This window comes from Lentzea roselyniae (assembly GCF_039537795.1).
Classification (GTDB): domain Bacteria; phylum Actinomycetota; class Actinomycetes; order Mycobacteriales; family Pseudonocardiaceae; genus Lentzea; species Lentzea atacamensis.
Map to the genome: position 1 here is coordinate 278,082 of NZ_BAABBE010000003.1, position 21,488 is coordinate 299,569.

At 69.9% G+C, this 21,488-nt stretch carries 22 protein-coding genes; 13 read left to right on the plus strand and 9 right to left on the minus strand.

Annotated elements, in window-relative coordinates; genetic code table 11:
- Nucleotides 1–24: 24 nt before the first annotated feature.
- From dop to prcA, 4 genes are all read left to right on the plus strand, one after another.
- Nucleotides 25–1,518: a depupylase/deamidase Dop gene (gene dop, locus ABFX45_RS06770; RefSeq protein ID WP_109640228.1), complete on the plus strand. Its 1,494-nt coding sequence runs from the start codon at nt 25–27 to the stop codon at nt 1,516–1,518.
- A gap of 79 nt (nt 1,519–1,597) precedes the next feature.
- Entirely contained in the window at nt 1,598–1,792 is a 195-nt protein-coding gene (locus ABFX45_RS06775; RefSeq protein ID WP_109640227.1) for a ubiquitin-like protein Pup, read from the plus strand.
- A 49-nt stretch (nt 1,793–1,841) separates the two neighbouring features.
- The gene (gene prcB, locus ABFX45_RS06780) at nt 1,842–2,690 is read left to right on the plus strand and encodes a proteasome subunit beta (protein WP_346128398.1); all 849 of its coding nucleotides are present in this window, start codon (nt 1,842–1,844) and stop codon (nt 2,688–2,690) included.
- A 34-nt stretch (nt 2,691–2,724) separates the two neighbouring features.
- Nucleotides 2,725–3,492, plus strand: a complete 768-nt coding sequence (gene prcA / locus ABFX45_RS06785) for a proteasome subunit alpha (protein WP_109640225.1) — start codon at nt 2,725–2,727, stop codon at nt 3,490–3,492.
- A gap of 243 nt (nt 3,493–3,735) precedes the next feature.
- On the opposite strand, the gene ABFX45_RS06790 is transcribed toward prcA, so the two are convergent.
- From ABFX45_RS06790 to ABFX45_RS06805, 4 genes are read right to left on the minus strand one after another with little or no spacing between them, the layout of a single operon-like run.
- Nucleotides 3,736–4,368: an alpha/beta fold hydrolase gene (locus ABFX45_RS06790; RefSeq protein ID WP_346128400.1), complete on the minus strand. Its 633-nt coding sequence runs from the start codon at nt 4,366–4,368 to the stop codon at nt 3,736–3,738.
- Nucleotides 4,369–4,377: 9 nt separating this feature from the next.
- On the minus strand, nt 4,378–7,014 hold the full coding sequence (locus ABFX45_RS06795) for an FtsX-like permease family protein (RefSeq protein ID WP_346128402.1): 2,637 nt from the start codon (nt 7,012–7,014) through the stop codon (nt 4,378–4,380).
- Entirely contained in the window at nt 7,011–7,715 is a 705-nt protein-coding gene (locus ABFX45_RS06800) for an ABC transporter ATP-binding protein (RefSeq protein ID WP_346128404.1), read from the minus strand. The genes ABFX45_RS06795 and ABFX45_RS06800 overlap by 4 nt, the downstream gene beginning before the upstream one ends.
- Nucleotides 7,712–8,257: a PadR family transcriptional regulator gene (locus tag ABFX45_RS06805; protein ID WP_109640221.1), complete on the minus strand. Its 546-nt coding sequence runs from the start codon at nt 8,255–8,257 to the stop codon at nt 7,712–7,714. The genes ABFX45_RS06800 and ABFX45_RS06805 overlap by 4 nt, the downstream gene beginning before the upstream one ends.
- A gap of 159 nt (nt 8,258–8,416) precedes the next feature.
- Here ABFX45_RS06805 and ABFX45_RS06810 point away from each other — a divergent pair, with 159 nt between their 5' ends.
- On the plus strand, nt 8,417–9,001 hold the full coding sequence (locus ABFX45_RS06810; protein WP_346128407.1) for a GNAT family N-acetyltransferase: 585 nt from the start codon (nt 8,417–8,419) through the stop codon (nt 8,999–9,001).
- On the opposite strand, the gene ABFX45_RS06815 is transcribed toward ABFX45_RS06810, so the two are convergent.
- On the minus strand, nt 8,998–9,606 hold the full coding sequence (locus tag ABFX45_RS06815; RefSeq protein ID WP_346128409.1) for a maleylpyruvate isomerase family mycothiol-dependent enzyme: 609 nt from the start codon (nt 9,604–9,606) through the stop codon (nt 8,998–9,000). The two genes, ABFX45_RS06810 and ABFX45_RS06815, sit on opposite strands and share 4 nt — an antisense overlap.
- A gap of 78 nt (nt 9,607–9,684) precedes the next feature.
- Here ABFX45_RS06815 and ABFX45_RS06820 point away from each other — a divergent pair, with 78 nt between their 5' ends.
- Entirely contained in the window at nt 9,685–10,104 is a 420-nt protein-coding gene (locus ABFX45_RS06820) for a MarR family winged helix-turn-helix transcriptional regulator (protein ID WP_109640218.1), read from the plus strand.
- 73 nt (nt 10,105–10,177) lie between these two features.
- Here the strand turns inward: ABFX45_RS06820 and ABFX45_RS06825 are convergent, their stop codons facing one another.
- The 4 genes from ABFX45_RS06825 to ABFX45_RS06840 are packed head-to-tail and all read right to left on the minus strand — an operon-like array spanning nt 10,178 to nt 15,384.
- Nucleotides 10,178–11,710: a glycerol-3-phosphate dehydrogenase/oxidase gene (locus ABFX45_RS06825; protein ID WP_346128411.1), complete on the minus strand. Its 1,533-nt coding sequence runs from the start codon at nt 11,708–11,710 to the stop codon at nt 10,178–10,180.
- A complete protein-coding gene (gene glpK, locus ABFX45_RS06830) occupies nt 11,703–13,172 on the minus strand; it encodes a glycerol kinase GlpK (RefSeq protein WP_325049738.1) in 1,470 nt (489 codons plus the stop codon). The genes ABFX45_RS06825 and glpK overlap by 8 nt, the downstream gene beginning before the upstream one ends.
- A 50-nt stretch (nt 13,173–13,222) precedes the next feature.
- Entirely contained in the window at nt 13,223–13,978 is a 756-nt protein-coding gene (locus ABFX45_RS06835) for an IclR family transcriptional regulator (RefSeq protein WP_109640215.1), read from the minus strand.
- A gap of 41 nt (nt 13,979–14,019) precedes the next feature.
- On the minus strand, nt 14,020–15,384 hold the full coding sequence (locus ABFX45_RS06840; protein ID WP_109640376.1) for a bifunctional phosphatase PAP2/diacylglycerol kinase family protein: 1,365 nt from the start codon (nt 15,382–15,384) through the stop codon (nt 14,020–14,022).
- Nucleotides 15,385–15,500: 116 nt separating this feature from the next.
- Between ABFX45_RS06840 and pafA the strand changes: the two genes are divergently transcribed.
- From pafA to tatA, 7 genes are all read left to right on the plus strand, one after another.
- Nucleotides 15,501–16,859 (plus strand): Pup--protein ligase, encoded by a 1,359-nt coding sequence (gene pafA, locus ABFX45_RS06845; protein ID WP_109640214.1) that lies wholly within the window; start codon nt 15,501–15,503, stop codon nt 16,857–16,859.
- A gap of 146 nt (nt 16,860–17,005) precedes the next feature.
- Nucleotides 17,006–18,007 carry a beta propeller repeat protein gene (locus ABFX45_RS06850; RefSeq protein WP_346128414.1) on the plus strand — a complete coding sequence of 334 codons (1,002 nt, stop codon included), beginning with the start codon at nt 17,006–17,008 and terminating at the stop codon, nt 18,005–18,007.
- Between the two features lie 39 nt (nt 18,008–18,046).
- Nucleotides 18,047–18,892 carry an alpha/beta fold hydrolase gene (locus tag ABFX45_RS06855; RefSeq protein WP_109640212.1) on the plus strand — a complete coding sequence of 282 codons (846 nt, stop codon included), beginning with the start codon at nt 18,047–18,049 and terminating at the stop codon, nt 18,890–18,892.
- A gap of 60 nt (nt 18,893–18,952) precedes the next feature.
- The gene (locus ABFX45_RS06860) at nt 18,953–19,918 is read left to right on the plus strand and encodes a helix-turn-helix transcriptional regulator (protein WP_109640375.1); all 966 of its coding nucleotides are present in this window, start codon (nt 18,953–18,955) and stop codon (nt 19,916–19,918) included.
- Nucleotides 19,915–20,895 (plus strand): helix-turn-helix transcriptional regulator, encoded by a 981-nt coding sequence (locus tag ABFX45_RS06865; protein WP_109640211.1) that lies wholly within the window; start codon nt 19,915–19,917, stop codon nt 20,893–20,895. The genes ABFX45_RS06860 and ABFX45_RS06865 overlap by 4 nt, the downstream gene beginning before the upstream one ends.
- Before the next feature lie 9 nt (nt 20,896–20,904).
- Nucleotides 20,905–21,108: a bacteriophage holin gene (locus ABFX45_RS06870; protein WP_109640374.1), complete on the plus strand. Its 204-nt coding sequence runs from the start codon at nt 20,905–20,907 to the stop codon at nt 21,106–21,108.
- Nucleotides 21,109–21,169: 61 nt separating this feature from the next.
- Nucleotides 21,170–21,475, plus strand: coding sequence for a Sec-independent protein translocase subunit TatA (gene tatA / locus ABFX45_RS06875; RefSeq protein WP_109640210.1), 306 nt, complete (start codon nt 21,170–21,172; stop codon nt 21,473–21,475).
- Nucleotides 21,476–21,488 lie beyond the last annotated feature (13 nt).

Below are 21,488 nucleotides of genomic sequence, written 5' to 3' on the forward strand. Positions count from 1 at the left end.
GGGTCAGGTCATAAGGTGTTGCGTATGCGGCGGATCATGGGAACCGAGGTCGAGTACGGCATCGCGGTGCCGGGCGACGCGACCGCGAACCCGGTGCTCACTTCGACACAGGTGGTGCTCGCGTACGCGGCGGCGGCGGACATACCGCGCGCCAGGCGGGCCAGGTGGGACTACGAGGTGGAGTCGCCGTTGCGCGACGCGCGCGGGTTCGACCTGGGCAGCCCCGGCGGCCACCCCGCCGACTCCGACGTCGAGGACCTCGGTGCGGCCAACGTCATCCTCACCAACGGCGCGCGGCTCTACGTGGACCACGCGCACCCCGAGTACTCGGCGCCCGAGGTCACCAACGCGCGTGACGCGGTGATCTGGGACAAGGCCGGGGAGCGGGTGATGGAGGAGGCCGCGATGAAGGCCGCCACCGTGCCCGGTCAACCGCGGTTGCAGCTGTACAAGAACAACGTCGACGGCAAGGGCGCGTCGTACGGCACGCACGAGAACTACCTGATGCAGCGGTCGACGCCGTTCACCGCCGTCATCGCCGGCCTCACGCCGTTCTTCGTGTCGCGCCAGGTCATCACCGGTTCCGGCCGCGTGGGAATCGGCCCGTCCGGCGAGGAGGCGGGCTACCAGCTCTCGCAGCGCTCGGACTACATCGAGGTCGAGGTCGGCCTGGAGACGACGCTCAAGCGCGGCATCATCAACACGCGCGACGAGCCGCACGCGGACGCGGACAAGTACCGCCGCCTGCATGTCATCATCGGCGACGCGAACCTCGCCGAGTACTCGACGTACCTCAAGCTCGGCACCACGTCGATCGTGCTCGACATGATCGAGGCCGGGATGCGGTTCGACGACCTGCGCATGGTCGACCCGGTCCGCGCGGTGCACCAGATCAGCCACGACCCGACCCTCAAGACCAAGGTCGAGCTGACCGGCGGCCGCAAGTTCACCGGCCTCGACGTGCAGTTCGCCTACCACGAGCGGGCCGCCGCCTTCATCGAGAAGGAGGGCATCGGCGACCGCGACGTGCTGCGGGTGTGGGGCGAGGTGCTCGACGCGCTCGCCCGCGACCCCGCGGAGTGCGCCGACCGTCTCGACTGGGTGGCCAAGCTGCGGCTGCTCGAGGGCTACCGGCAGCGCGACGGCCTCGCGTGGGGCTCCGCGCGGCTCAACCTGGTCGACCTGCAGTACTCCGACGTCCGGCTGGACAAGGGCCTCTACAACCGCCTGGTCGCGCGCGGCTCGATGAAGCGCCTGGTCAGCGAGGAGGAGGTGCGCGCGGCCATCACCACTCCGCCGGAGGACACGCGTGCGTACTTCCGCGGCCGGTGCCTGGAGCGCTACCCCACCTCGGTGGCGGCCGCATCCTGGGACTCGGTGATCTTTGATCTGGGTCGAGAATCCCTCGTGCGAATCCCGACGCTCGAACCGCTCCGCGGGACGAAAGCGCACGTCGGAGCCCTTCTGGAGGCCTCTGACACCGCCGAGCAACTGGTGGACGCGCTCACTCGCGGGTGATCGTCTACCCGAGTGGCTCAGGATTTTTGTCGGTGCCGCTGGGTAGTGTTCTTGTCAGGCGAGTTAGCGGGAGGCCGAGATGTCCCAGGAACAGAAGCAGCGCCAGGGTGGTGGCGACGGCGACGACGGTGCCGAGGGCGCTGCCGGAGCGGGTCAGGAACGCCGCGAGAAGCTCGGCGAGGACGTGGACGCGATCCTCGACGAGATCGACGACGTGCTCGAGGAGAACGCGGAGGACTTCGTCCGCGCATACGTGCAAAAGGGTGGCCAGTAGGCCTTCGGGGGCCTGTTGACCATTTCGGGGACGGGAGAACAACCAACACATGGACCACAGCTCGACCGGGCGTTACCCGGCCGCGGCGCTGCCTCCGGCGTACCTGACGCCGGGCTCGTCGTCGTTCACGGACTTCTTGCGGGCGCAGGCACCCGACATGCTGCCTGGCGCACGGAAGCTCCCGGAGGGGACCGTCCAGGCCCCGCACGGGACGACGATCGTCGCGGCCACCTACAAGGGTGGGGTCGTGATCGCCGGTGACCGGCGCGCGACGATGGGCAACGTCATCGCCCAGCGCGACATGAAGAAGGTCTTCGTGACCGACGACCACTCGGCCGTCGGCATCGCGGGCACGGCGGGCATCGCGATCGAGATCGTGCGGCTGTACACGGTCGAACTGCGGCACTACGAGAAGATCGAGGGCGTCTCGCTGTCGCTCGACGGCAAGGCGAACCGCCTCTCGGCGATGATCAGGGGCAACCTCGACGCGGCCATGGCCGGCCTCGCCGTGGTGCCCCTGTTCGCCGGGTACGACACCTCGGCCACGGACTCGGACCGCGCGGGCCGCATCGTGTCCTACGACGTCACCGGCGGCCGCTACGAGGAGTCGCAGGGCTACCAGGCCGTCGGCTCCGGCTCGCTGTTCGCGAAGTCGGCGCTCAAGAAGCTCTACGACCCGGACGCGGACGTCGACGCCGCCATCCGCTCGGTCATCGAGTCGCTGTACGACGCGGCCGACGACGACTCGGCGACGGGCGGCCCGGACCCGGTCCGCAAGCTCTACCCGGTCGTGGTCACGATCAACGGCCCCGACGGCGCCGTCGAGATCCCGGAGTCCCAGGTGGCCACGGTCGCCGACGCGGTCGTCGAAGGCCGCCGGTCCCGCCCCTCAGGCTGAGTCCCCATCAGGTTCGACGTCAGGAGCACCACCCATGACGATGCCGCTGTACGCATCGGCAGAGCAGGTGATGCGCGACCGCTCCGAGTACGCCCGCAAGGGCATCGCCAGGGGTCGCAGCGTCATCGTGCTGAAGTACGCGGACGGCATTCTGTTCGTCGCGGAGAACCCTTCCAGCACCCTGCACAAGGTCTCGGAGATCTACGACCGCATCGGCTTCGCCGCCGTCGGCCGCTACAGCGAGTTCGAGAACCTGCGCCAGGCGGGCATCCGGTTCGCCGACGTGCGCGGCTACCAGAACGACCCGCGTGACGTGACCTCCAGGTCTCTCGCGAACGTCTACGCGACCACCCTCGGCACCTACTTCACCGAGCAGATCAAGCCCTTCGAGGTGGAGATCTGCGTGGCCGAGGTCGGGGACACCGCCGACTCGGACACGTTGTACCGGTTGACGTACGACGGGTCCATTGTGGATGAGCCGCAGTACATCGTGATGGGTGGCACCGTGGACGCCGCCAACACCGCGCTGAAGGAGTCGTTCGCCGACGGGTTGTCGTTGGCGGAGGCTGTGCCGGTCGCGGTGAAGGCTCTGTCCGCCGGCTCGCCCTCCACCGGTAATGGTGGGCCGGAGTTGCTGCCCGCCAACAAGCTGGAGATCGCGGTTCTGGAGAGGGCTCGGCCTCGGAGGGCGTTCCGGCGGATTGCCGGGGCGGCTTTGGATCAGCTCCTGCCTGCGCCCACCAAGGGCGGGAAGCCTGTGGAGGACGTTCAGCTGCCTGGCTCGGAGGACGAGTCGAAGTAGGGTTCTGGTTGTTGCGATGGGCCCTCGGGGGTGTTCCCCCGGGGGCCTTTCGTTTGGGGCGCTTGGGGTCCGTGGGGTCAGGTCAAGTCGACGAAAAGCGTGTCGACTTGACCTGACCCCTCTGGCGCGGCCAACGATCGGGCGCGACTCGTGACGGGACCACCACCGGCGTTGTGTTGGTGGGCCTCGCCTTCGGCATTGGCGGGCTCGGCTTCGCCTTCGCGTTCGCCTCGCCTTCGGGCTTCAGGCTGCGTAGGTGGCCAGCAGGGCTGCCAGTTCTGTCGGCTTGCTCAGCTGAGCGCAGTGGCCCGCGGCCAGCTCCACCGATTCCACGCCCAGGCGGTCGGCCACCACTCGCCGCATGAACTCCGGCGTGAAGAAGCGGTCCTCTGTGCACAGGATGAAATGCGTTGGCACCGCTGGCATCGCGTCGAGTGGCCACGGCTTCGACATGGCGGTTTCCGACATGTCCCGTTCGCGCTTCTGGGACTCCTCCGCCAGGTGGGGCGGAACGTCGTGCCAGAACTGGTCTTCCAGGCCGCTGTCGGTGTAGCCGGTGTTGGTCCACCAGTCACCGGGGGCCTCGCCCGGGCGCGGCAGCATCGCCGTCACCAGGACCAGGGCCGAGGCGTTGATCTCCGCGGCCACCAGTGGGGCCACCAGGCCGCCGAACGAGTGGCCCACGACCACCACGTCCGAAGTGGACGGGAGGGCGTCGACCACGGTCGACGCCCAGTCCGTCAGGTCCTTCGACTCGTCCTCGGTGGGGAGGTCCGGGGCGATCACGGTGTGGCCCTCGGCTTGCAGCGCTTCTGCTACCAGGTGCCATGACCAGCCCACATCGCCTGCGCCGTGCACTATCGCGAAGGTTGTCACGGGCGCAGCCTATTCGCGCCGCTCGATCGGCAGGCGGGAACGGGTGAAAAGGGCCGCGCCCAGCATTGCCACCGCTGGGACCACCAGCAGGGAGATGGCGATGTTGGGCCAGGGGATGGTCAGCGGGTTCAGGGCTGGTTGGGGCCAGATCTTGGTGTAGCCGACGTTCAGCGCGGCCAGGAGGGCGAGGGCTGAGCCCACGCCTGCCGCTGTGCCGAGGAGGCCGCCGGTGCCCGCGATCACGCCGGCTTGGCTCAGGGACAGGAGTTTGCGGAGGGTGGGGGTGGCGCCCACCGCGGCCAGCGTGGTGAGGTCCCGGCGGCCGTCGGCCGCGGCCAGACCGGTGGCCAGCGCGGCGGCTGCCAGGGTGATGATGCCGGCCACCAGGCCGAGGATGCCGAGGGCCTGCTGGACGTCGGATTCTGTCGGGCGGTCCACGTGCACCTCGTACTCGCCGCCCAGGGCTGCGGTCAGGGCGTCTTGTTCTGCCTCGGTGGGCATTCGGGTTGTGGTGGCGTACACGGTGGACGTCGAGACGTCGAAGCCCAGGGATCTGGCCGTTTCCTCGGTCATCATCGCGATGGGGGCGCGGTCGCGGTTCGGGGTGGCGTGGCCCGGGGCCGGGATGGTGGTGGCTCGGGTGCCGGTGGCGAGGAGGACCTTGTCGTCTGCCAGCAGGTTGGGGTCGTTCACGACGATTCTGCCATCGCGGAGGGCGTTCTGGGCCGCGGCCACCTCGTCGGGGTGCAGGTGCAGGAGGGTCTTCGCGGCGTCTGGGGTGGCTACCGCCAGGAAGCCGTTCGGGCTGCTGAAGCTGCCGAAGTAGCGGTGGGTGCGGCCCACGCCGGTGCAGCGCTGGTCGGCCCGCGCCGACTGTTGTTCGGCCTCGGTGGGCTCGCGGTCCAGCACGTCCGGGGAGTAGGGGCATTCGCGGTCGACCGGTGGGCGGATGTGGGCGAAGCACGGGCCGCCGTCGCACGCCAGGAGCTTGATCTCGTGGGTTTCGGCGACCGGCATGGTGTTGCGGATGGCGGTGGCCACTGACGGCGGGATGGTGGTGGTGCTGGGCTTGGTGACGTCGTCCGGGCGGTAGACGGTCACGTCGCCCATGTTGCCCGCCAGCTGGGCTGCTTGTTGCTGGGACTGGGAGGTCAGGATGACGCTGACCGCCACCGCGCCGATCACCGCGGCCATGACCGCCGAGATGGCTGGGGCGGCGGCTGTGCGGTTGCGGGAGGCGTCGCGCAGGGCGATGCGGAGGGCCACCGGGAGCCAGCGGCCGGCTTTGGCCAGCAGGCCCAGGAGGGCCGGGGTGCAGAGGACCAGGCCCACCTCGGTGAGGATCAGTGCGATGAGGATGCCGGCCACCTGCATCCCGATCGCGCTGACGACGCCCGTGGCCACGCCCGCGGCGATGAGGGTCAGGCCGAGGAACAGCCAGCGGCGCCGGGATCTGGTGATGCCCTTGCGGCCCGCGAGAGCGGTCACGACGTCCTGGCGGGAGGAGATCCAGGCCGGGACCAGGGCCGCCAGTACGCCGGTGACGATGGCGAGCAGGGCGAGGGCGGCGAGGGCGGAGGGGTAGAAGCGCTGGGCGCCGAAGCGTTCTGCCAGGAGCCATTCGATCAGCGGGCGGCTGGCCACGGCGGCCAGTACGCCCAGCAGCACGCCGCCCAGCGCCGCCAGCAGGCCCACGACCACGCCGTCGGCCACGACGATGCGCCGGACGTGGGACGGGGCGCCGCCCACCGCGGAGACGAGGGCCAGGTCGCGTTTGCGGCGGCGGGCGCCCACGGCCAGCGCCGAGCCGGCCAGGAGGGACATCTCGAGCACGGCCAGGCCCGCGACGAGGACGAGGACGTCCGCACTCAGCTCGTGGTCGTCGCGGAACTGCGGGTAGCGGTCGGCGGCGGAGGGCGGGTGATGCAGGACGGTGCGGGACAGCACCGCGATGCCGAGTTTGTTGAGCTCCTTGACCTTTGCCCAGTCGATGGGCGTGGTGACCAGCCAGGAGCGGTCGGTTCCCGCGAAGGTGCCGGGCAGCGCCACCAGGGTGGTGTTGTCGAGGCGGTCGGGTTCTTCGATGACACCCACGACGATGAACACACGGCCGTCCTCGGTGGTGACGGTGCCGCCCAGCTGGGCGCCGGTGCGGGACATCGCCTTGCGGGACAACGTGATCTCGGTGCCGCTGGCCGCCGGGCGGCCTTCCAGCACCGTGATCAGGCCCTGGGTGAGCGGGTTTGCCAGGTCGAGCTGCCGGACGCCCGCCCGGCCGATACCCGCTGTCGTGCGGAAGTTGACGCCCCCGCGTTCGACCGGCACGAGCGCGGCGCCGGAGAGCAGGGCTCTCAGGCGCTCTTCCGACGGCTCCTGGCCGTCCGCGTTGCCGATCGGGATGGCCTGATCCCTGGTCGGCTGCTGGATGACCGGGCCGCGGTGAGGCCAGCTGACCAGGGCTTCGGCGGCGCCCATGCGGCGGGACGACTCCTCGGCCGGAGTCAGCGTGGTCGAGTCGTGGACGATCGCCGCGAACGAGAGTGCGGCGACGGGCACCAGGATCAGGGCCACGACCAGTGCGGTGCGGCCGCGGGACCTGCGGGCCTCGCGGCGGGCGATGCGCAGTGCTGCGCGCCATCCGGTCACGGGGTGCTCAGCAGTTCTTCTGGCTGGTCGCGCTGCGAGACGTCGACGACCACGCCGTCGCGCAGGAAGATCACGCGGTCGGCCCAGGCTGCGTGCCGGGCGTCGTGCGTGACGAGGACGGCGGCGGCTCCGGCGTCCACCTTGGAGCGCAGCAGGCGGAGCACCGCCTCACCGGTGCGGGAGTCGAGGGCGCCGGTGGGCTCGTCGGCGAGCACGAGGCGGCGCTCGCCGATCAGGGCGCGGGCGATGGCGACGCGTTGCTGCTGGCCGCCGGACATCTCGTCGGGGAAGCGGTCGGCGTAGCCGTCGAGGTCCACTTCGGACAGTGCTTTCTCGGCCTGCTGGCGGGACTTGCGGACGCCGTCGAGGTCGAGGGGGAGTGCGACGTTCTCGGCCGCGGTGAGGCTCGCGATGAGGTTGAGGTCCTGGAAGACGTAGCCGATCCGCTTGCGTCGCCAGGTGGCGAGCTGCTTGCGGGAGAGGGACTGCAGGCTGGTGCCGTCGACGAGGACCTGGCCGCTGGTGGGACTGTCGAGGCCGCCCGCGAGGTTCAGCAGCGTCGACTTGCCGGAGCCGGACGGGCCCATGACCGCGACGAGCTCGCCGGGGCAGACGATGAGGGAGACACCGTCGAGCGCGTTGACGGCGGTGCCGCCGGTGCCGTGGACGCGGTGGACGTCACGCAGTTCGAGGACGGTCATCTCGGCACCTCGACATCGGCGGGCTCGGGAACGGCCCGGGTCTCGTAGCGCACGAGGCTCGCCTCGCAGTGGTCGAGCCAGCGGAGCTCGGCCTCGGCCTGGAAGATCATCGCGTCGAGCACGAGCAGCCACGGCAGCTCGCCGGGCTGGGTCTTCAGGCGCGTGTACTCCTGCAGCGTGCGCATCGTGGCCGTCCGCTGGGTCATCACGACCTTGGCCACGTCGACGCCGGGGGTGGTGATCGCGAGGGCGAGTTTGATCGCCACCTCGTCGCGCGGGCGGTCGCCGCGTTTCACCGGCGAGGAGAACCACTTCCTGAGCTCGGCGCGGCCCTGCCCGGTGATCTCGTACGGGCGCTGGCCATCGTTCTCCGGCAGCGCGACCACGAGATCGTCGCGCTCCAGGCGCGACAACGTCGTGTAGACCTGCCCGATGTTCAACGGCCACGTGCCGCCGGTGGCCGAGTCGAACGCCGCCCGCAGCTGGTAGCCGTACATGGGCCCGCGCTCCAGCAGCGCGAGCAGACCGTGTTTGACCGACATGCCTACCGAGTATGCATACCGAGTATGTTCCTGGCAAACGGTGATGTCGAAACCCACGTGCGAGCGGGGCTGCGATCAGGAACCCTTGAAATTGCAACGACCGGCGGAAGCGTGTTTGGGGGAGACGTGGTCGGTGCAGTGCGAGGACGAACCGGGCGAGTGAACCTGTTGGGGGCGTCGAGCAGTCCTGCGCTGACGGGCGAGCGGCCGGTGGTCCGGGACTACGACTCGGCGGACGAGCCGTCGTGGCTGCGCTGTCGGGTGCTGGGGTTCCTCGCGACGAGCTACTACGACGACGTGTGGCAGGCCAAACGCCGGGCCGATCTGGAGCTCGTCGCGGTGGACGACGACGTGGTGGTCGGACTGCTCGACGTGTCGGTGCCCGGCGCGGAGGCGACCATCGACAACGTGGTGGTGCACCCCGATCATCAGGGGCGGGGGATCGCGACGGCCCTGCTCGCGGAAGCGTTGCGACGGCTGGAGCGGTGCGGCGTCACGACTCTCGACGCCTGGATCCGCGAGGACAAGCCCGCGCTGGAGTGGTACGCGCGCAACGGGTTCGTGGAGTCCTCACGCTATCTGCACGTGCACGCGTCCGCCGACGAGGTCGGCACCGTGGTCATCGCGAGGCACGGGCTGACGGCGGCAGGAGCGTTCCTGCACGCCCGGATCGAGCGGGAAACCGAGATGCGGCAACGGTTCGAGCGTGTCCACGTGTGCCGCAGGATGGTGCGCTCGCTCTAGGCGCTGATGCCCGTGAGCTTCGGGATCGTGGCGCTGCGGCCGGCCAGCAACATCACCAGCGCCTCGATCGGGCCGCTGACCTCGGTGCCCTCGCCCGTCGACCAGTCGGCGTCGGTGGCGACGAGCCGGTGCCCGGCCAGCCTGCGGCGCGCGTGGAACGGGAAACCGATCTGCCACAGGTGGTCCGCGGCGACGATGGCGGCCTCGGCCGGCATGTGGCGTTCGATGCCGAGCGGCAGGGCCATGTCCTGCGTGTGCACCATGATGTCCATCAGGCAGTCCTTGAGCTTCTGTCCAGGGGCGAGCTTGTGCACCCCGACGCTGCCGCGCAGGTCCGCGACGATCTCGGCGGTCGGTCTGCGGGCCGAGCGGCGTGCGGTCTGGTCGATCATGCGGTTGAAGCTGCCTCTGGCTCTGGCGAAGTCGCGGATCGCGCCGCCGATGGTGGCGTGCGGCGCGAGCGTCAGGTGGGCGGCCACCTCGCGCACGGTCCAGCCCTCGCACAGCGACGGGTAGGTCCACTCCAGGTCCGACAGGCCGGCGAGCAGCTCCGCCGTCGCCGCGCGTTCGGAGTCGATCGTCTGCCAGATCTGGGTGGTGTCCATTGCGAACCCCCTCTTGATTTAGTTCGAGAGGCTGACTACTTTAATCAGAGTCTCTGACTAAAACAAGGGGGGTCTCTGGTGAACATCGGGCTGCTGCTCTACATCCCGTACCGGGAGCTGGAGAACCGGATCATGGCGGCGGTGACCGCGGCCGGCTACGACGTGACCCTCGCCCAGGCCCGTGTGCTGCAACGGATCGGCCCGGACGGCACGCGGCTGACCGAGCTCGCCGAGGCGGCCCAGGTGACCAAGCAGACCGCCGGGTTCCTGGTGGACCAGCTGGAGAAGGCCGGGTACGTGGAACGGGTGCCCGACCCGACCGACGGCAGGGCGCGGCTGGTCCGGATCACCGAGAAGGCTCAGGGCGCGCTCCCCGTCGCCGGCGAGGAGATGGCCAGGATCGAGGCGGAATGGGAACAGCACATCGGCAAGCGCCGCATGGGCCAGCTGCGCGAGGCGCTGGAGAAGCTGGTGGAGATCACCGACCCGTACCGCTGAGCAGGGTGGTGCCGGTGGCGTTCCACGAGGCACCCGGACTGGCCGGCCACCTCGTGGAACGCGCCATGGCCCGTCAGGAAGCGAGCAGCTCCGACACGCGCGACCGGACCTCGGGGGAGTCGAGCCCGCGCACCATCACGGTGGTGCGGCGGCGCAGCACGTCGTCCACCTCGGACGCCCACTCGGTGCGGCGGGCGTGCTCGACCTGGGCCCAGATGTCCGGGCCGTCCGGGTGGACGCGCTCCAGCAGCGCCGGGTTCTCCAGGCCCAGGGCGACGACCTCGTGCGACGTCGTGCCGTAGTGGGTGGCGAGGTGACGCACGACGTCGTCGGGCAGCGCGTCCCAGGCGTGGCCGAGCACGGAACCGACGGTGTCGGGCTGGGCGGAGCCGGGCAGCGCCACGCCGTCGAGCGAGCCGTCGAAGGTGCGGCCGAGCTCGGCGTTCACCCTGGACAGGACGGTGGCGCCGATCTTGCGGAACGTCGTCCACTTGCCGCCGGCCACGCTGATCATGCCGCCGGAGCCCGCGGTGATCACGGTCTCGCGCTTGGCGTGCGAGGTGTCACCGGGGCCGCCGGGCAGCACCCGCAGGCCCGCGAACGTGTACGCGATGCGCGAACGGTCGAGGCCGGACACCGCGACACCCGCCTCGGACAGGATCTGGTCGACGTCGGCGTCCGTGCAGGCGACCTTGGCCGGGTCGTCCTCGTACGCCTCGTCGGTGGTGCCGAGGAGGAGGTGGCCCTCCCACGGGATCGCGAACGACACACGCACGTCGTCGACCGGGATCGTCAGCGCGGCCTTCCACTCCGACGAGGTCCGCAGCACCAGGTGCGACCCCTTCGACAACCGGATGGACGGGGCCGCCGACGCGTCTTCCATGCGCCGCAACACGTCCAGCCACGGGCCGGTGGCGTTCACGACGACGCGCGCGTCGACGCCGAACTCGCCCTGGGCGTCGCGCAGGTCGACGCCGGTCACCTTCCCGCCGGTCTTGCGCAGGCCCACGACCGAGATGTGGTTGAGCAGCACGGCACCGGCCTCGGCGGCGGCGCGGGCGGCGGTGATCGCCACACGGCTGTCGTTCATCTGGTGGTCGTAGTACATCGCGGCACCGCGCAAACCGTCGGCGCGCAGGTCAGGCACCCACTCAACAGCCCTGCGCGCCGACAGCACCTTCCCCATGCCGTCGCCGAAGCCCGACAGCGCGGAGTACAGCGTCACGCCCGCACCCAGCACGAAACGGCTGTGCGGGCCTCCCTTGTAGACGGGGACGAGGAACGGCAGCGGGCGCACCAGGTGCGGCGCCAGGCGGTCGCCCAGGGCCCGGCGTTCCTTGTGGTTCTCGTGCACCATCGGCACGGCCGACGGGCCCATCGCGAGGTAGCGCAGGCCGCCGTGGACGAGCTTCGACGAGGCGGACGAGGTGGCGCCCGCGAAGTCACCGCTCTCCACCAGCGCGACGCGCAGGCCCGAGCGGGCGGCCGCCCACGTGGTCGCGATGCCCAGGATGCCGCCGCCGATCACGACGACGTCGAACTTGCCGTGCTGGAGCTCTTCGCGGGCGCGTGCCCGCTGGGTCAGGCCAAGAGAAAGGTCAGTCATCGTCCTCGTCCATCCACCCGACGGTCCGCTCGACCGCCTTCTTCCACTTCCGGTAGCCCTTGTCGCGGGCGGCCGGTTCCATCGACGGCTCCCATTCGGCCGCCTTGTGCCAGTTCGCCTTCAACGCGGCCGTGTCCGGCCAGTAGCCGACCGCCAGACCGGCCGCGTACGCCGCGCCGAGGCACGTCGTCTCCGCGACGATCGGGCGCACCACCGGCACGTCCAGCACGTCCGCCAGGAACTGCATGAGCAGGTTGTTGGCGGTCATGCCGCCGTCGACCCGCAGCGTCGTGAGGTCCACGCCGGAGTCGGCGTTCATCGCGTCCACGACCTCGCGCGTCTGCCACGCGGATGCCTCCAGCACGGCCCGTGCGAGGTGTCCGCGCGAGATGTAGCCCGTCAGGCCCGCGATCACGCCGCGCGCGTCACTTCGCCAGTGGGGTGCGAAAAGCCCGGAGAACGCGGGCACGAAGTACGCGCCGCCGTTGTCGTCGACCGTGCGGGCGAGCGTCTCGATCTCCGCCGCCGACGAGATCAGCCCGACCTTGTCGCGGAACCACTGCACCAGCGCGCCCGTCACCGCGATCGCGCCCTCCAGCGCGTAGGCGGCGGGCTCGTCGCCGATCTTGTAGCCGACGGTGGTGAGGAGCCCGTTGCGCGACCGAACGGGCTGGTCGCCGGTGTTGATCAGCAGGAACGCGCCCGTGCCGTACGTGCACTTGCCTTCGCCGGGTGCGAAACAGGTCTGGCCGAACAGGGCGGCCTGCTGGTCGCCGAGCGCGGACGCGACGGGCACGCCCTCGTAGCTGCCGTAGACCTCGGAGGAGGACCGGATCTGGGGGAGCATCGCGAGCGGGACGTCCATCGCGGACACCAGCTCGGGGTCCCAGTCCAGGGTCTCGAGGTTCATCAGCATGGTGCGCGACGCGTTCGTCACATCGGTGACGTGGCGTCCGGTCAGGTTCCAGATGAGCCAGGTGTCCATGGTGCCGAACAGGACCTCGCCGCGGCCGGCCCGTTCGCGCAGGCCCTCGACGTTGTCCAGCAGCCACCGCACCTTCGGGCCGGAGAAGTAGGTCGCGAGCGGCAGCCCGGAGCGTTCGCGGAAGCGGTCCTGGTCGCCGAGCTGCTTGATCACCGCGTCCGTGCGCGTGTCCTGCCAGACGATCGCGTTGTGCACGGGCTCGCCGGTCTCGCGGTCCCAGACCACCGTCGTCTCGCGCTGGTTCGTGATGCCGAACGCGGCGATGTCGGCGTGCGTCAGAGATGCCTGGGCGAGGGCGTCGCGAACGACGGCCTGGACGTTCGTCCAGATCTCGGTCGCGTCGTGCTCCACCCAGCCCGGCCTGGGGAAGATCTGCCGGTGCTCACGCTGGGCGACCGACACGATCCCGCCTGACTGGTCGAACACGATGCACCGGGACGACGTCGTGCCCTGGTCGATCGCCGCGATGTAGCTCACCGGTAAGCACCTCTCTGTGCCATTCGACATTGTCGAACGGTTTCACCCTACTACCAGGAGAGGCCGCCGAGCTCCCTCGAAACGCTGCGAGCTGCCTCACGTACGTAGGACACGAGTTCGAGGCGCGGCGGCTGATCGGGTGACTCGCACAGCCGCTCGACCGGTCCGGAGATGCCGACCGCGCCGACGACCACGCCGCGCCTGTCCCGGATGGGGGCGGCGATCGACGCCTCGCCCTCGACGAGTTCGTGCAGGTCGTAGGCCCAGTCGCGCTCGCGGACGTCGTCCAGCGCCGTGCTCAGGTCCAAGCCGGTGAGGGTGTGGCGGGTGTAGCGCTGCAGCTCGCCGTCCGGCCACTCGCCGAACGCGACCAGCACCTTGCCGAGCGCGGTCGCGTGCCACGGCAGCAGTGCGCCGGTGTCGACCGTCTGCCGGCTGTTGTCCGGCCGGAACACGTGGTGCACCACGAGCACGTGCTTGCCGTGCATCACGCCGATGCGCACCGCCTCGCGCGCACGCATCGCCAGCGTGTCCGACCAGTTCAGCGCCTTGGCGCGCAGCTCGTTGCCGTCGAGGTAGCTCGTGCCGATCTGGAACAGGGCGGCGCCCAGGCGGTACTTGCCACCCTCGACGTCCTGCTCGACGAACCCGACCTCCTGCAGCGTCCGCAGGATGCCGTGCACCGTCGGCTTGGCCAGGTCCAGCGCGCGGGAGATCTCGCCGACGCTCAGCTGGTGCGCGCCGCCGTGCGCGAGCAGCTTAAGAACCTCCGCCGCGCGCTGAATGGACTGAATGGGTCCGGGCACAGCACGCACTCTAGCTGCGCATGTTCGACAATGTCGAACAGCTACGGCCGATAGATCCCCAGAGCAGCCGGCCGTGAACGGAACTTGAAGTGGTTGCCCCTCTCGCGCACCTCACCGTCGGTCGCGATCGAGATCGGCGGGCCGTGGACCTCGACGTTCAACGAGGCGACCTCGAAGTGCTTGTACATGCGCGAGTGCTCCAGGGCCCCGAACAGAGCGCCCAGGAAGAACCTCGTCCGCGAGTACCTCCGGTCCGCACGGACGTACCGCACGTCGAGCAGCCCGTCGTCCAGCCGGGGGCGCATGGTGGGCGCGAAACCCTTCGGCCGGTACGGACCGTTGCCCACGAACAGCAGCCACACGAGGTGCTTGTCGCCGTCGATGGTGATGTCCAGCGGCTTGGCGCGCTGCAGCACGCGGAAGAGCGCCAGCACCGCGGCCGGCCACTTGCCCCAGCGCTTCTCCAGCTTCTCCCGGATCCGCACCATGTCCGGATAGCCACCGAGCGACGCCGTGTTCACGAACCACTGCCCGTTGACCTGCGCCAGATCGACCCGCACGCCCACACCGTCCGCCACCGCCTGAGCCGTGTCGTGCAGCCCCTGAATGCCCACGTCACGCGCGAAGTGGTTCAACGTGCCGGACGGGATGAGCACGAGCGGGAGGTCGCGCTCGGCTGCGATGGCGGCCACGGCGGCCACGGTGCCATCACCACCGGCCACACCCAGCGCCTTCGCGTCCGGCAGCGAGCCGAGCTCCTCGATCGGCACGATCTGCGCCTTCGGCCACTCCTCCGCGATGCGCGGTGACGGGTCCGGCCCGATCCCGGAGTGCGGGTTCACCACGACGACCAGCCCGTCGCCGTCCTGCAGCGACGTCAGGTCGGCGTGCTCGTAGGCCGACGCGGGCTCGTTCACCCCGAGCGGCCACCACCGGCGAGTGAGCAGCGCGGCCCCCGCACCCACCGCCGCACCGGCCGCGACATCGGTCGGCCAATGCACGCCCGTGTGGACGCGTGAATAGGCCACGGCGGCCGCGAGCGGCGCGATCACCGCACCCGCTTTGGGCGATTCCATGGCCACCGCCGTGGCGAAAGCGGCGGCTGACGCGGAGTGACCGGACGGAAACGACGACGACGTCGGCCGGCGTGACAACCGGCGTTCCACCGCGAGCAGATCAGCGGCGGGTCTGCGTCGCGGAAAAAGGGACTTGCCGATCAGGTTCGCGCTGGCAGACGCCCCGGCAATGGCCGCGAGCCCTCTCAGCGCACCCCGCCGGAACGGGCCTTTCCCAGTTGCCAGAACGGCCGCGACGACGAACCACAACAGGCTGTGGTTCGCGGCGCGGGAAAGCCGCTTGAAACCCCGGTCGAGCCTGCTCGGAGGCAGTCTCGCTGAGGAGCTCATGAGCTTCTTGTCGAGAGCGCTGACCCGTTTCCACACCCCACCGACACTAAACCGCAACCGGCGCGCCGCCCGAACGGATCACCCTGGTGCGGCCGGAAGTCGCCTACTGTTGAGGTATGCAGCGGCGGATCTTCGGCATTGAGACAGAGTTCGGGGTGACCTGCACCTTCCACGGGCAGCGGCGTCTCTCCCCGGACGAGGTCGCGCGGTACTTGTTCCGCCGGGTCGTGTCGTGGGGGCGTTCCTCGAACGTCTTCCTGCGCAACGGTTCTCGGCTCTACCTGGACGTCGGCTCACACCCGGAGTACGCCACGGCCGAGTGCGACGACCTGGCCCAGCTCGTCACCCACGACAAGGCCGGCGAGCGGATCCTCGAAGACCTGCTCGTCGACGCCGAGCGCAGGCTGGCCGACGAGGGCATCGGCGGCGACATCTTCCTGTTCAAGAACAACACGGACTCCGCGGGCAACTCCTACGGCTGCCACGAGAACTACCTGGTCGCCAGGGCCGGCGAGTTCTCCCGCATCGCGGACGTGCTGCTGCCGTTCCTGGTCACCCGCCAGCTGATCTGCGGCGCGGGCAAGGTCCTGCAGACCCCTCGCGGCGCCGTGTACTGCCTCTCGCAGCGCGCCGAGCACATCTGGGAGGGCGTGTCGTCCGCGACCACCCGTTCCCGCCCGATCATCAACACCCGCGACGAGCCGCACGCCGACGCCGAGCGCTACCGGCGCCTGCACGTCATCGTCGGCGACTCGAACATGTCCGAGGTGACGACGCTGCTCAAGGTGGGCAGCGCGAACCTGGTGCTCGAGATGATCGAGCAGGGCGTCCAGTTCCGCGACTTCTCGCTGGACAACCCGATCCGCGCCATCCGCGAGATCTCCCACGACCTGACCGGCCGCCGCACGGTCCGCCTCGCGGGCGGCAAGGAAGCCTCCGCGCTCGACATCCAGCGCGAGTACTACGAGAAGGCCGTCGAGCACACGGCCAAGCGCTCGCCGGACCCGATGGCGCAGCGCGTGATCGAGCTGTGGGGCCGCACCCTCGACGCCGTCGAGGCGCAGGACCTCACGAAGATCGACCGCGAGATCGACTGGGCCATCAAGAACCGCCTGATGGAGCGGTACATGGCCAAGCACAACATGGACCTGTCCAACCCGCGCATCGCCCAGCTCGACCTCGCCTACCACGACATCCGCCGCGGCCGTGGCGTGTTCGACCTGCTGCAGCGCAAGGGCCAGGTCGAGCGCGTGACCGACGACGGCGAGATCGAGGCCGCCAAGGACACCCCGCCGCAGACCACCCGCGCGAAGCTGCGTGGCGACTTCATCGCCGCCGCGCAGGCCGCCGGGCGTGACTTCACCGTGGACTGGGTGCACCTGAAGCTGAACGACCAGGCGCAGCGCACGGTGCTGTGCAAGGACCCGTTCCGGGCGGTGGACGAGCGCGTGGAAAGGCTCATCTCATCGCTCTGATCAGGCGTGAACGACAGCGGCGGGTCCATTCGGGCCCGCCGCTGTCGTCTGTCGCTGACCGCGATGCCGAGCGGCACGCCACCCGTCAGCGGCGTCACGCCGAACGGAGGGTAGGAAGCGATCACCGTCTGGACCAGAGTGGCCGCATGAGGATCATCGCGGCGGCACTCGCCGCTTTCCTGGTTCTCCCTGGGGTCGCTTCCGCTGAAGCGCCGTACTGGGAGCTGAAACCGACCGGATCCGACGCCCGCCTGCGCGGGTTGTCCGCAGTGTCCGGTCAGGTCGCGTGGGTCAGCGGCTCGAAAGGCGCTGTCCTGCGCACGGTGAACGGTGGCCGGTCGTGGGAGTCCGTCGGGCCGCCCGGCACGGAGGCGCTCGAGTTCCGCGACATCGAGGCGTTCGACGCGCGCAACGCCGTGGCGCTGTCGATCGGTGAAGGTGAGTCGTCCCGGATCTACCGCACGTCCGATGGCGGAAAGACCTGGCAGGAGTCGTTCCGCAACACCGACCCGAAGGCGTTCTACGACTGCGTGGCGTTCTTCGACCGGTTCCGCGGGCTGGCGCTGAGCGACCCGGTCGACGGCAAGTTCCGCGTCCTCAGGACGTGGGACGGCGGGCGTTCGTGGCACGTCAACGACACCAAGGGCATGCCTGACGCGTTGCCGGGGGAGTTCGCGTTCGCGGCGTCCGGGCAGTGCGTGACGACGGCGGGCAACCACGCGTGGATCGCGACCGGCGGCGGCGCGAAGGCACGGGTGCTGGAGTCGCGGGACGGCGGGCGGTCGTGGGAGGCGGCGGAGGTGCCGTTGCCCAGTGGTGCGGCGGCCGGGGTGTTCGCGGTGGCGTTCAAGACGCCGTGGCGGGGTGTGGCGATCGGCGGCGACTACCTGAAGCCGACTGATCCGACGCCCGCGTTCGCGACCAAGGACCGGCGGGGCTGGAAGGCGGGAGCCACGGCACCGATCGGATACCGGTCCGGCATCGCCTACCGCGGCAACGGGCTGGTGGCGGTCGGGCCGTCGGGCACCGACGTGAGCAAGGACGGCAGGACCTGGAAGGTGGCCGACACCGGCAGCTTCGACACCGTCGACTGTGTCGGATTCACGTGCTGGGCGGCGGGCGAGAAGGGGCGCGTCGGCACGAACTGACTGGTTTCCGGGCGCGGGGGACCGGGGTAGTTCTAGCGCGTGTTCGAGGGATTCTCGTTGCGCCGCATCGACGTCGGCGAGGCCGTGCTGCGAGTGAGGACCGGTGGGGCAGGGCCACCGGTCCTTCTCCTGCACGGCCACCCTCGGACTCATACGACGTGGCACCGCGTCGCGCCGTTGCTCGCCACGGACCACACGGTGGTGTGCCCGGATCTGCGCGGCTACGGCGAGTCCAGCAAGCCCGGCGACTACTCGAAACGGGCCATGGCGCGTGACTTCGTGAACCTGATGAGCTCGCTGGGCCACGAGCGGTTCGCCGTCGTCGGGCACGACCGGGGTGCGGCCGCGGCGATCCGGCTCGCGCTCGACCACCCCGGCCGGGTCACGAAGCTCGCCGTGCTCGACGGGTTGCCCATCGGGGCGCACCTGCGGCGGTGCGACGCCCGGTTCGCGCAGGCCTGGTACCACTGGTTCTTCCTGGCGCAGCAGGAGCTCGCCGCCGCGATGATCAACCAGGATCCCGACCTCTTCTACGGCGGGCGGTACCACGACACGCCGCTCGCGATGGGCGTGGAGAACTGGGTGGACTTCCAGCGCGCCATCCACGACCCCGAGACGGTGCTCGCGATGTGCGGTGACTATCGCGCCGGGCTGGAGGTCGATCGCCAGCACGACGACGAGGACCACGCGCGCGGGCGCAAGATCGCGTGTCCTGTGCTGGCGTTGTGGTCGGCGAAGGACGACCTCGGAGATCTCTACGAGAATCTTGAGGACGTGTGGGCCGAGTGGGCCGATGACGTGCAGGTACGTGCCATCGACTGTGGACACCACATGGCCGAGGAAGCGCCCGTGGAGCTGGTACGGGAGTTGCGCGCGCTGCTCTGAACGGACCGTTCACAACAGGTGATGTCAGGGTTTCAAACCACACGGGGTTAGGGTTTGTCCGTGGCCATCGCACGCGCCGAACGCCTTGTCAACCTGGTGCTGTGCCTGCTGTCGACCCGCCAGTACCTGACAGCGGAGCGCATCCGCGCCATCGTCCCGGGCTATCACGAGGCTCCGACGGACGAGGCGTTCTTCCGCATGTTCGAACGCGACAAGTCCGAACTGCGCGACCTCGGCGTGCCGCTGGAGACAGGCAGGCAGTCCAACGTCGAGGGCGCGGAGGACGGGTACCGCATCGCGCGGCGCGACTACGAGCTCGGCGACATCGACCTCGAACCCGACGAGGCGGCCGCCGTGGCGCTGGCCGCCCGGCTCTGGGACTCACCGCAGCTCACGGGCGCGGTGCACGGCGCGTTGATCAAGCTGAGGGCCGCCGGCGTGGACGTCGACCAGGACGCGCCGGCCGCCGTCGAGCCCAAGGTCAGGGCGAACGAGCCCGCGTTCCCGCCGCTGCTGCAGGCGGTCCAGGCGGGGCAGGTCGTGACGTTCGGGTACCGCAAGCCGCCGCCGGGCGGGCAGAAGGAACGAACGGTCGAGCCGTGGGGCGTGGTCGCGTGGCGCGGCAAGTGGTACCTCGTCGGCTGGGACCGCGATCGTGACGACACGCGCTGCTTCCGGCTGTCCCGTGTCGTCGGTCAGGTGCGCACGGTCGGCAAGCCCGGCGTCGTGAAGGTGCCGGAGGGAACCGACCTGATGAGCCTCATCGCGCGCACGGAGGCCGATCCGCATCACACGGCGCCCGCCAAGATCTGGGTCGCCAAGGGCCGGGCTCTGGGGGTGCGCAGGCACGCCAAGATCATCGAGGAACGCGACGGCGGCGACATCGTCGAGATCGACCTGAAGTTCCCCGACTCGGCGGCGAAGTGGCTCGCCGGGTTCGGTCCCGACGTCGTGGTGCTGGAGCCCGAGGTGCTGGCGAAGTCGGTTCGCGACCGCCTGCAGGGTGCACTGGAAGGAGCGCGGTGACCGCGTCGAACGAACGGCTGCCGCGTCTGCTCGCACTCGTGCCGTACCTGCTCAACCGGCCCGCCATCACGATCAAGGAGGCCGCCGCCGACTTCGGCATCACGCCCAAGCAGCTGCGCAAGGACCTCGAGCTGCTGTGGATGTGCGGCCTGCCCGGCTACGGCCCCGGCGACCTCATCGACCTGTCGTTCGAGGGCGAGACGATCACGGTCTCGTTCGACGCGGGCATGAACCGGCCGCTGCGGCTCACCGCGGCCGAGGCGTCGTCGCTGCTCGTGGCGCTGCGGGCGCTGTCGGACACGCCGGGCGTGGTCGACACGGACGCGGTGCAGCGGGCACTGGCCAAGATCGAGTCGGCGGTCGGCAAGGCGCAGCCTGCGGGCATGGTCGTCGGGCTGGGTGCCTTCGAGCGCGAGGAGACCACGGAGATCCGAGCGGCCGTGCAGGACGCCGTGAAGCGCGAACGGGCCGTGCGCATCCGCTACTACTCGCAGTCGCACGACGCGATGAGCGATCGAATCGTCGATCCGATGCGCCTGCTGCTGGTCGAAGGGCGCGGTTACCTCGAAGCGTGGTGCCGTTCCGCGCTCGGCGTGCGGTTGTTCCGGCTCGACCGGATCGACGACGTGGAGGTGCTCGACGAGCCCTCGGCGCCTCCGCCGCACGCACGGCTGACGGATACGTCGGAGGGGTTGTTCCAGCCGCGGGACGATCAGAAGGTCGCGGTCCTTCTGCTCGAACCGGACGCGCACTGGGTGGCCGAGTACTACCCCGTTGATCACGCCGCGGAGCTCTCCGACGGCCGCACGCGTGTTCTCATGCGCTACGACGACTCGTCCTGGATGGTCCGCCTGCTCCTCGGACTCGGCGGTGACGTGCACGTGGAGCAGCCGGCCGAGCTGGCGGAGGAGGTTGTTCGCCGCGCGGAGGAAGCATTGCGCCGGGCAGATCACCTGTTGTCCACCCAGGACGTATAACGTGTGCTCGTGCCATACACACCGACCCTGGCGCTGGTCGCGCTCGGACTGATCGTGCTGGCCGCGATCGCACTTCGAGTCATCCGATCCTTGCGTCGATTCGCCAGCGCCCGCACTCTGGTGAGGGACAGGGTCGGCGACAACGTGGGCCTGCTGAAGGCGCGGACGGCCGCGCTGAAGGTGGCGTTCGCGCAACGACGGCCTTCGGGATAGGCCTGCACCAGGGCAAACCCCGTGTACGATCTACGTCGCGGGGCAGACAGGAGGACCAGCAATGCCTAACCTCGGACCCACCGAGCTGATCATCATCGCTGTGGTGATCATCTTGCTGTTCGGTGCGAAGAAGCTTCCTGACATGGCCAGGTCGCTCGGCCGGTCGGCGAAGATCTTCAAGGCCGAGACCAAGGGCCTGCGCGACCCCGACGCCACGGACGACGCGCCCGTCGCGCAGCAGCCCGTGCAGCAGCTCCCGTCGGCCCAGCCACAGGTCCAGCAGCCCGTTCAGCAGCCTGTTCAGCAGCAGCCGCAGGTCGCGCCGCCCATCGAGCAGACCGCTCAGAACAAGGCCACCAACAACTGACCTTCCGGTCGCA

What these genes read in the sequence shown, in the direction of transcription:
- pafA (WP_109640214.1), top strand. Translation starts at nt 15,501, where the DNA reads ATGCAGCGGCGGATCTTCGGCATTGAGACAGAGTTCGGGGTGACCTGC.
- tatA (WP_109640210.1), top strand. Translation starts at nt 21,170, where the DNA reads ATGCCTAACCTCGGACCCACCGAGCTGATCATCATCGCTGTGGTGATC.
- ABFX45_RS06800 (WP_346128404.1), bottom strand. Translation starts at nt 7,715, where the DNA reads ATGACCGTCCTCGAACTGCGTGACGTCCACCGCGTCCACGGCACCGGC.
- ABFX45_RS06825 (WP_346128411.1), bottom strand. Translation starts at nt 11,710, where the DNA reads ATGACTGACCTTTCTCTTGGCCTGACCCAGCGGGCACGCGCCCGCGAA.
- dop (WP_109640228.1), top strand. Translation starts at nt 25, where the DNA reads ATGCGGCGGATCATGGGAACCGAGGTCGAGTACGGCATCGCGGTGCCG.
- ABFX45_RS06805 (WP_109640221.1), bottom strand. Translation starts at nt 8,257, where the DNA reads ATGTCGGTCAAACACGGTCTGCTCGCGCTGCTGGAGCGCGGGCCCATG.
- prcB (WP_346128398.1), top strand. Translation starts at nt 1,842, where the DNA reads ATGGACCACAGCTCGACCGGGCGTTACCCGGCCGCGGCGCTGCCTCCG.
- ABFX45_RS06840 (WP_109640376.1), bottom strand. Translation starts at nt 15,384, where the DNA reads ATGAGCTCCTCAGCGAGACTGCCTCCGAGCAGGCTCGACCGGGGTTTC.
- ABFX45_RS06775 (WP_109640227.1), top strand. Translation starts at nt 1,598, where the DNA reads ATGTCCCAGGAACAGAAGCAGCGCCAGGGTGGTGGCGACGGCGACGAC.
- prcA (WP_109640225.1), top strand. Translation starts at nt 2,725, where the DNA reads ATGACGATGCCGCTGTACGCATCGGCAGAGCAGGTGATGCGCGACCGC.
- ABFX45_RS06850 (WP_346128414.1), top strand. Translation starts at nt 17,006, where the DNA reads ATGAGGATCATCGCGGCGGCACTCGCCGCTTTCCTGGTTCTCCCTGGG.
- ABFX45_RS06815 (WP_346128409.1), bottom strand. Translation starts at nt 9,606, where the DNA reads ATGGACACCACCCAGATCTGGCAGACGATCGACTCCGAACGCGCGGCG.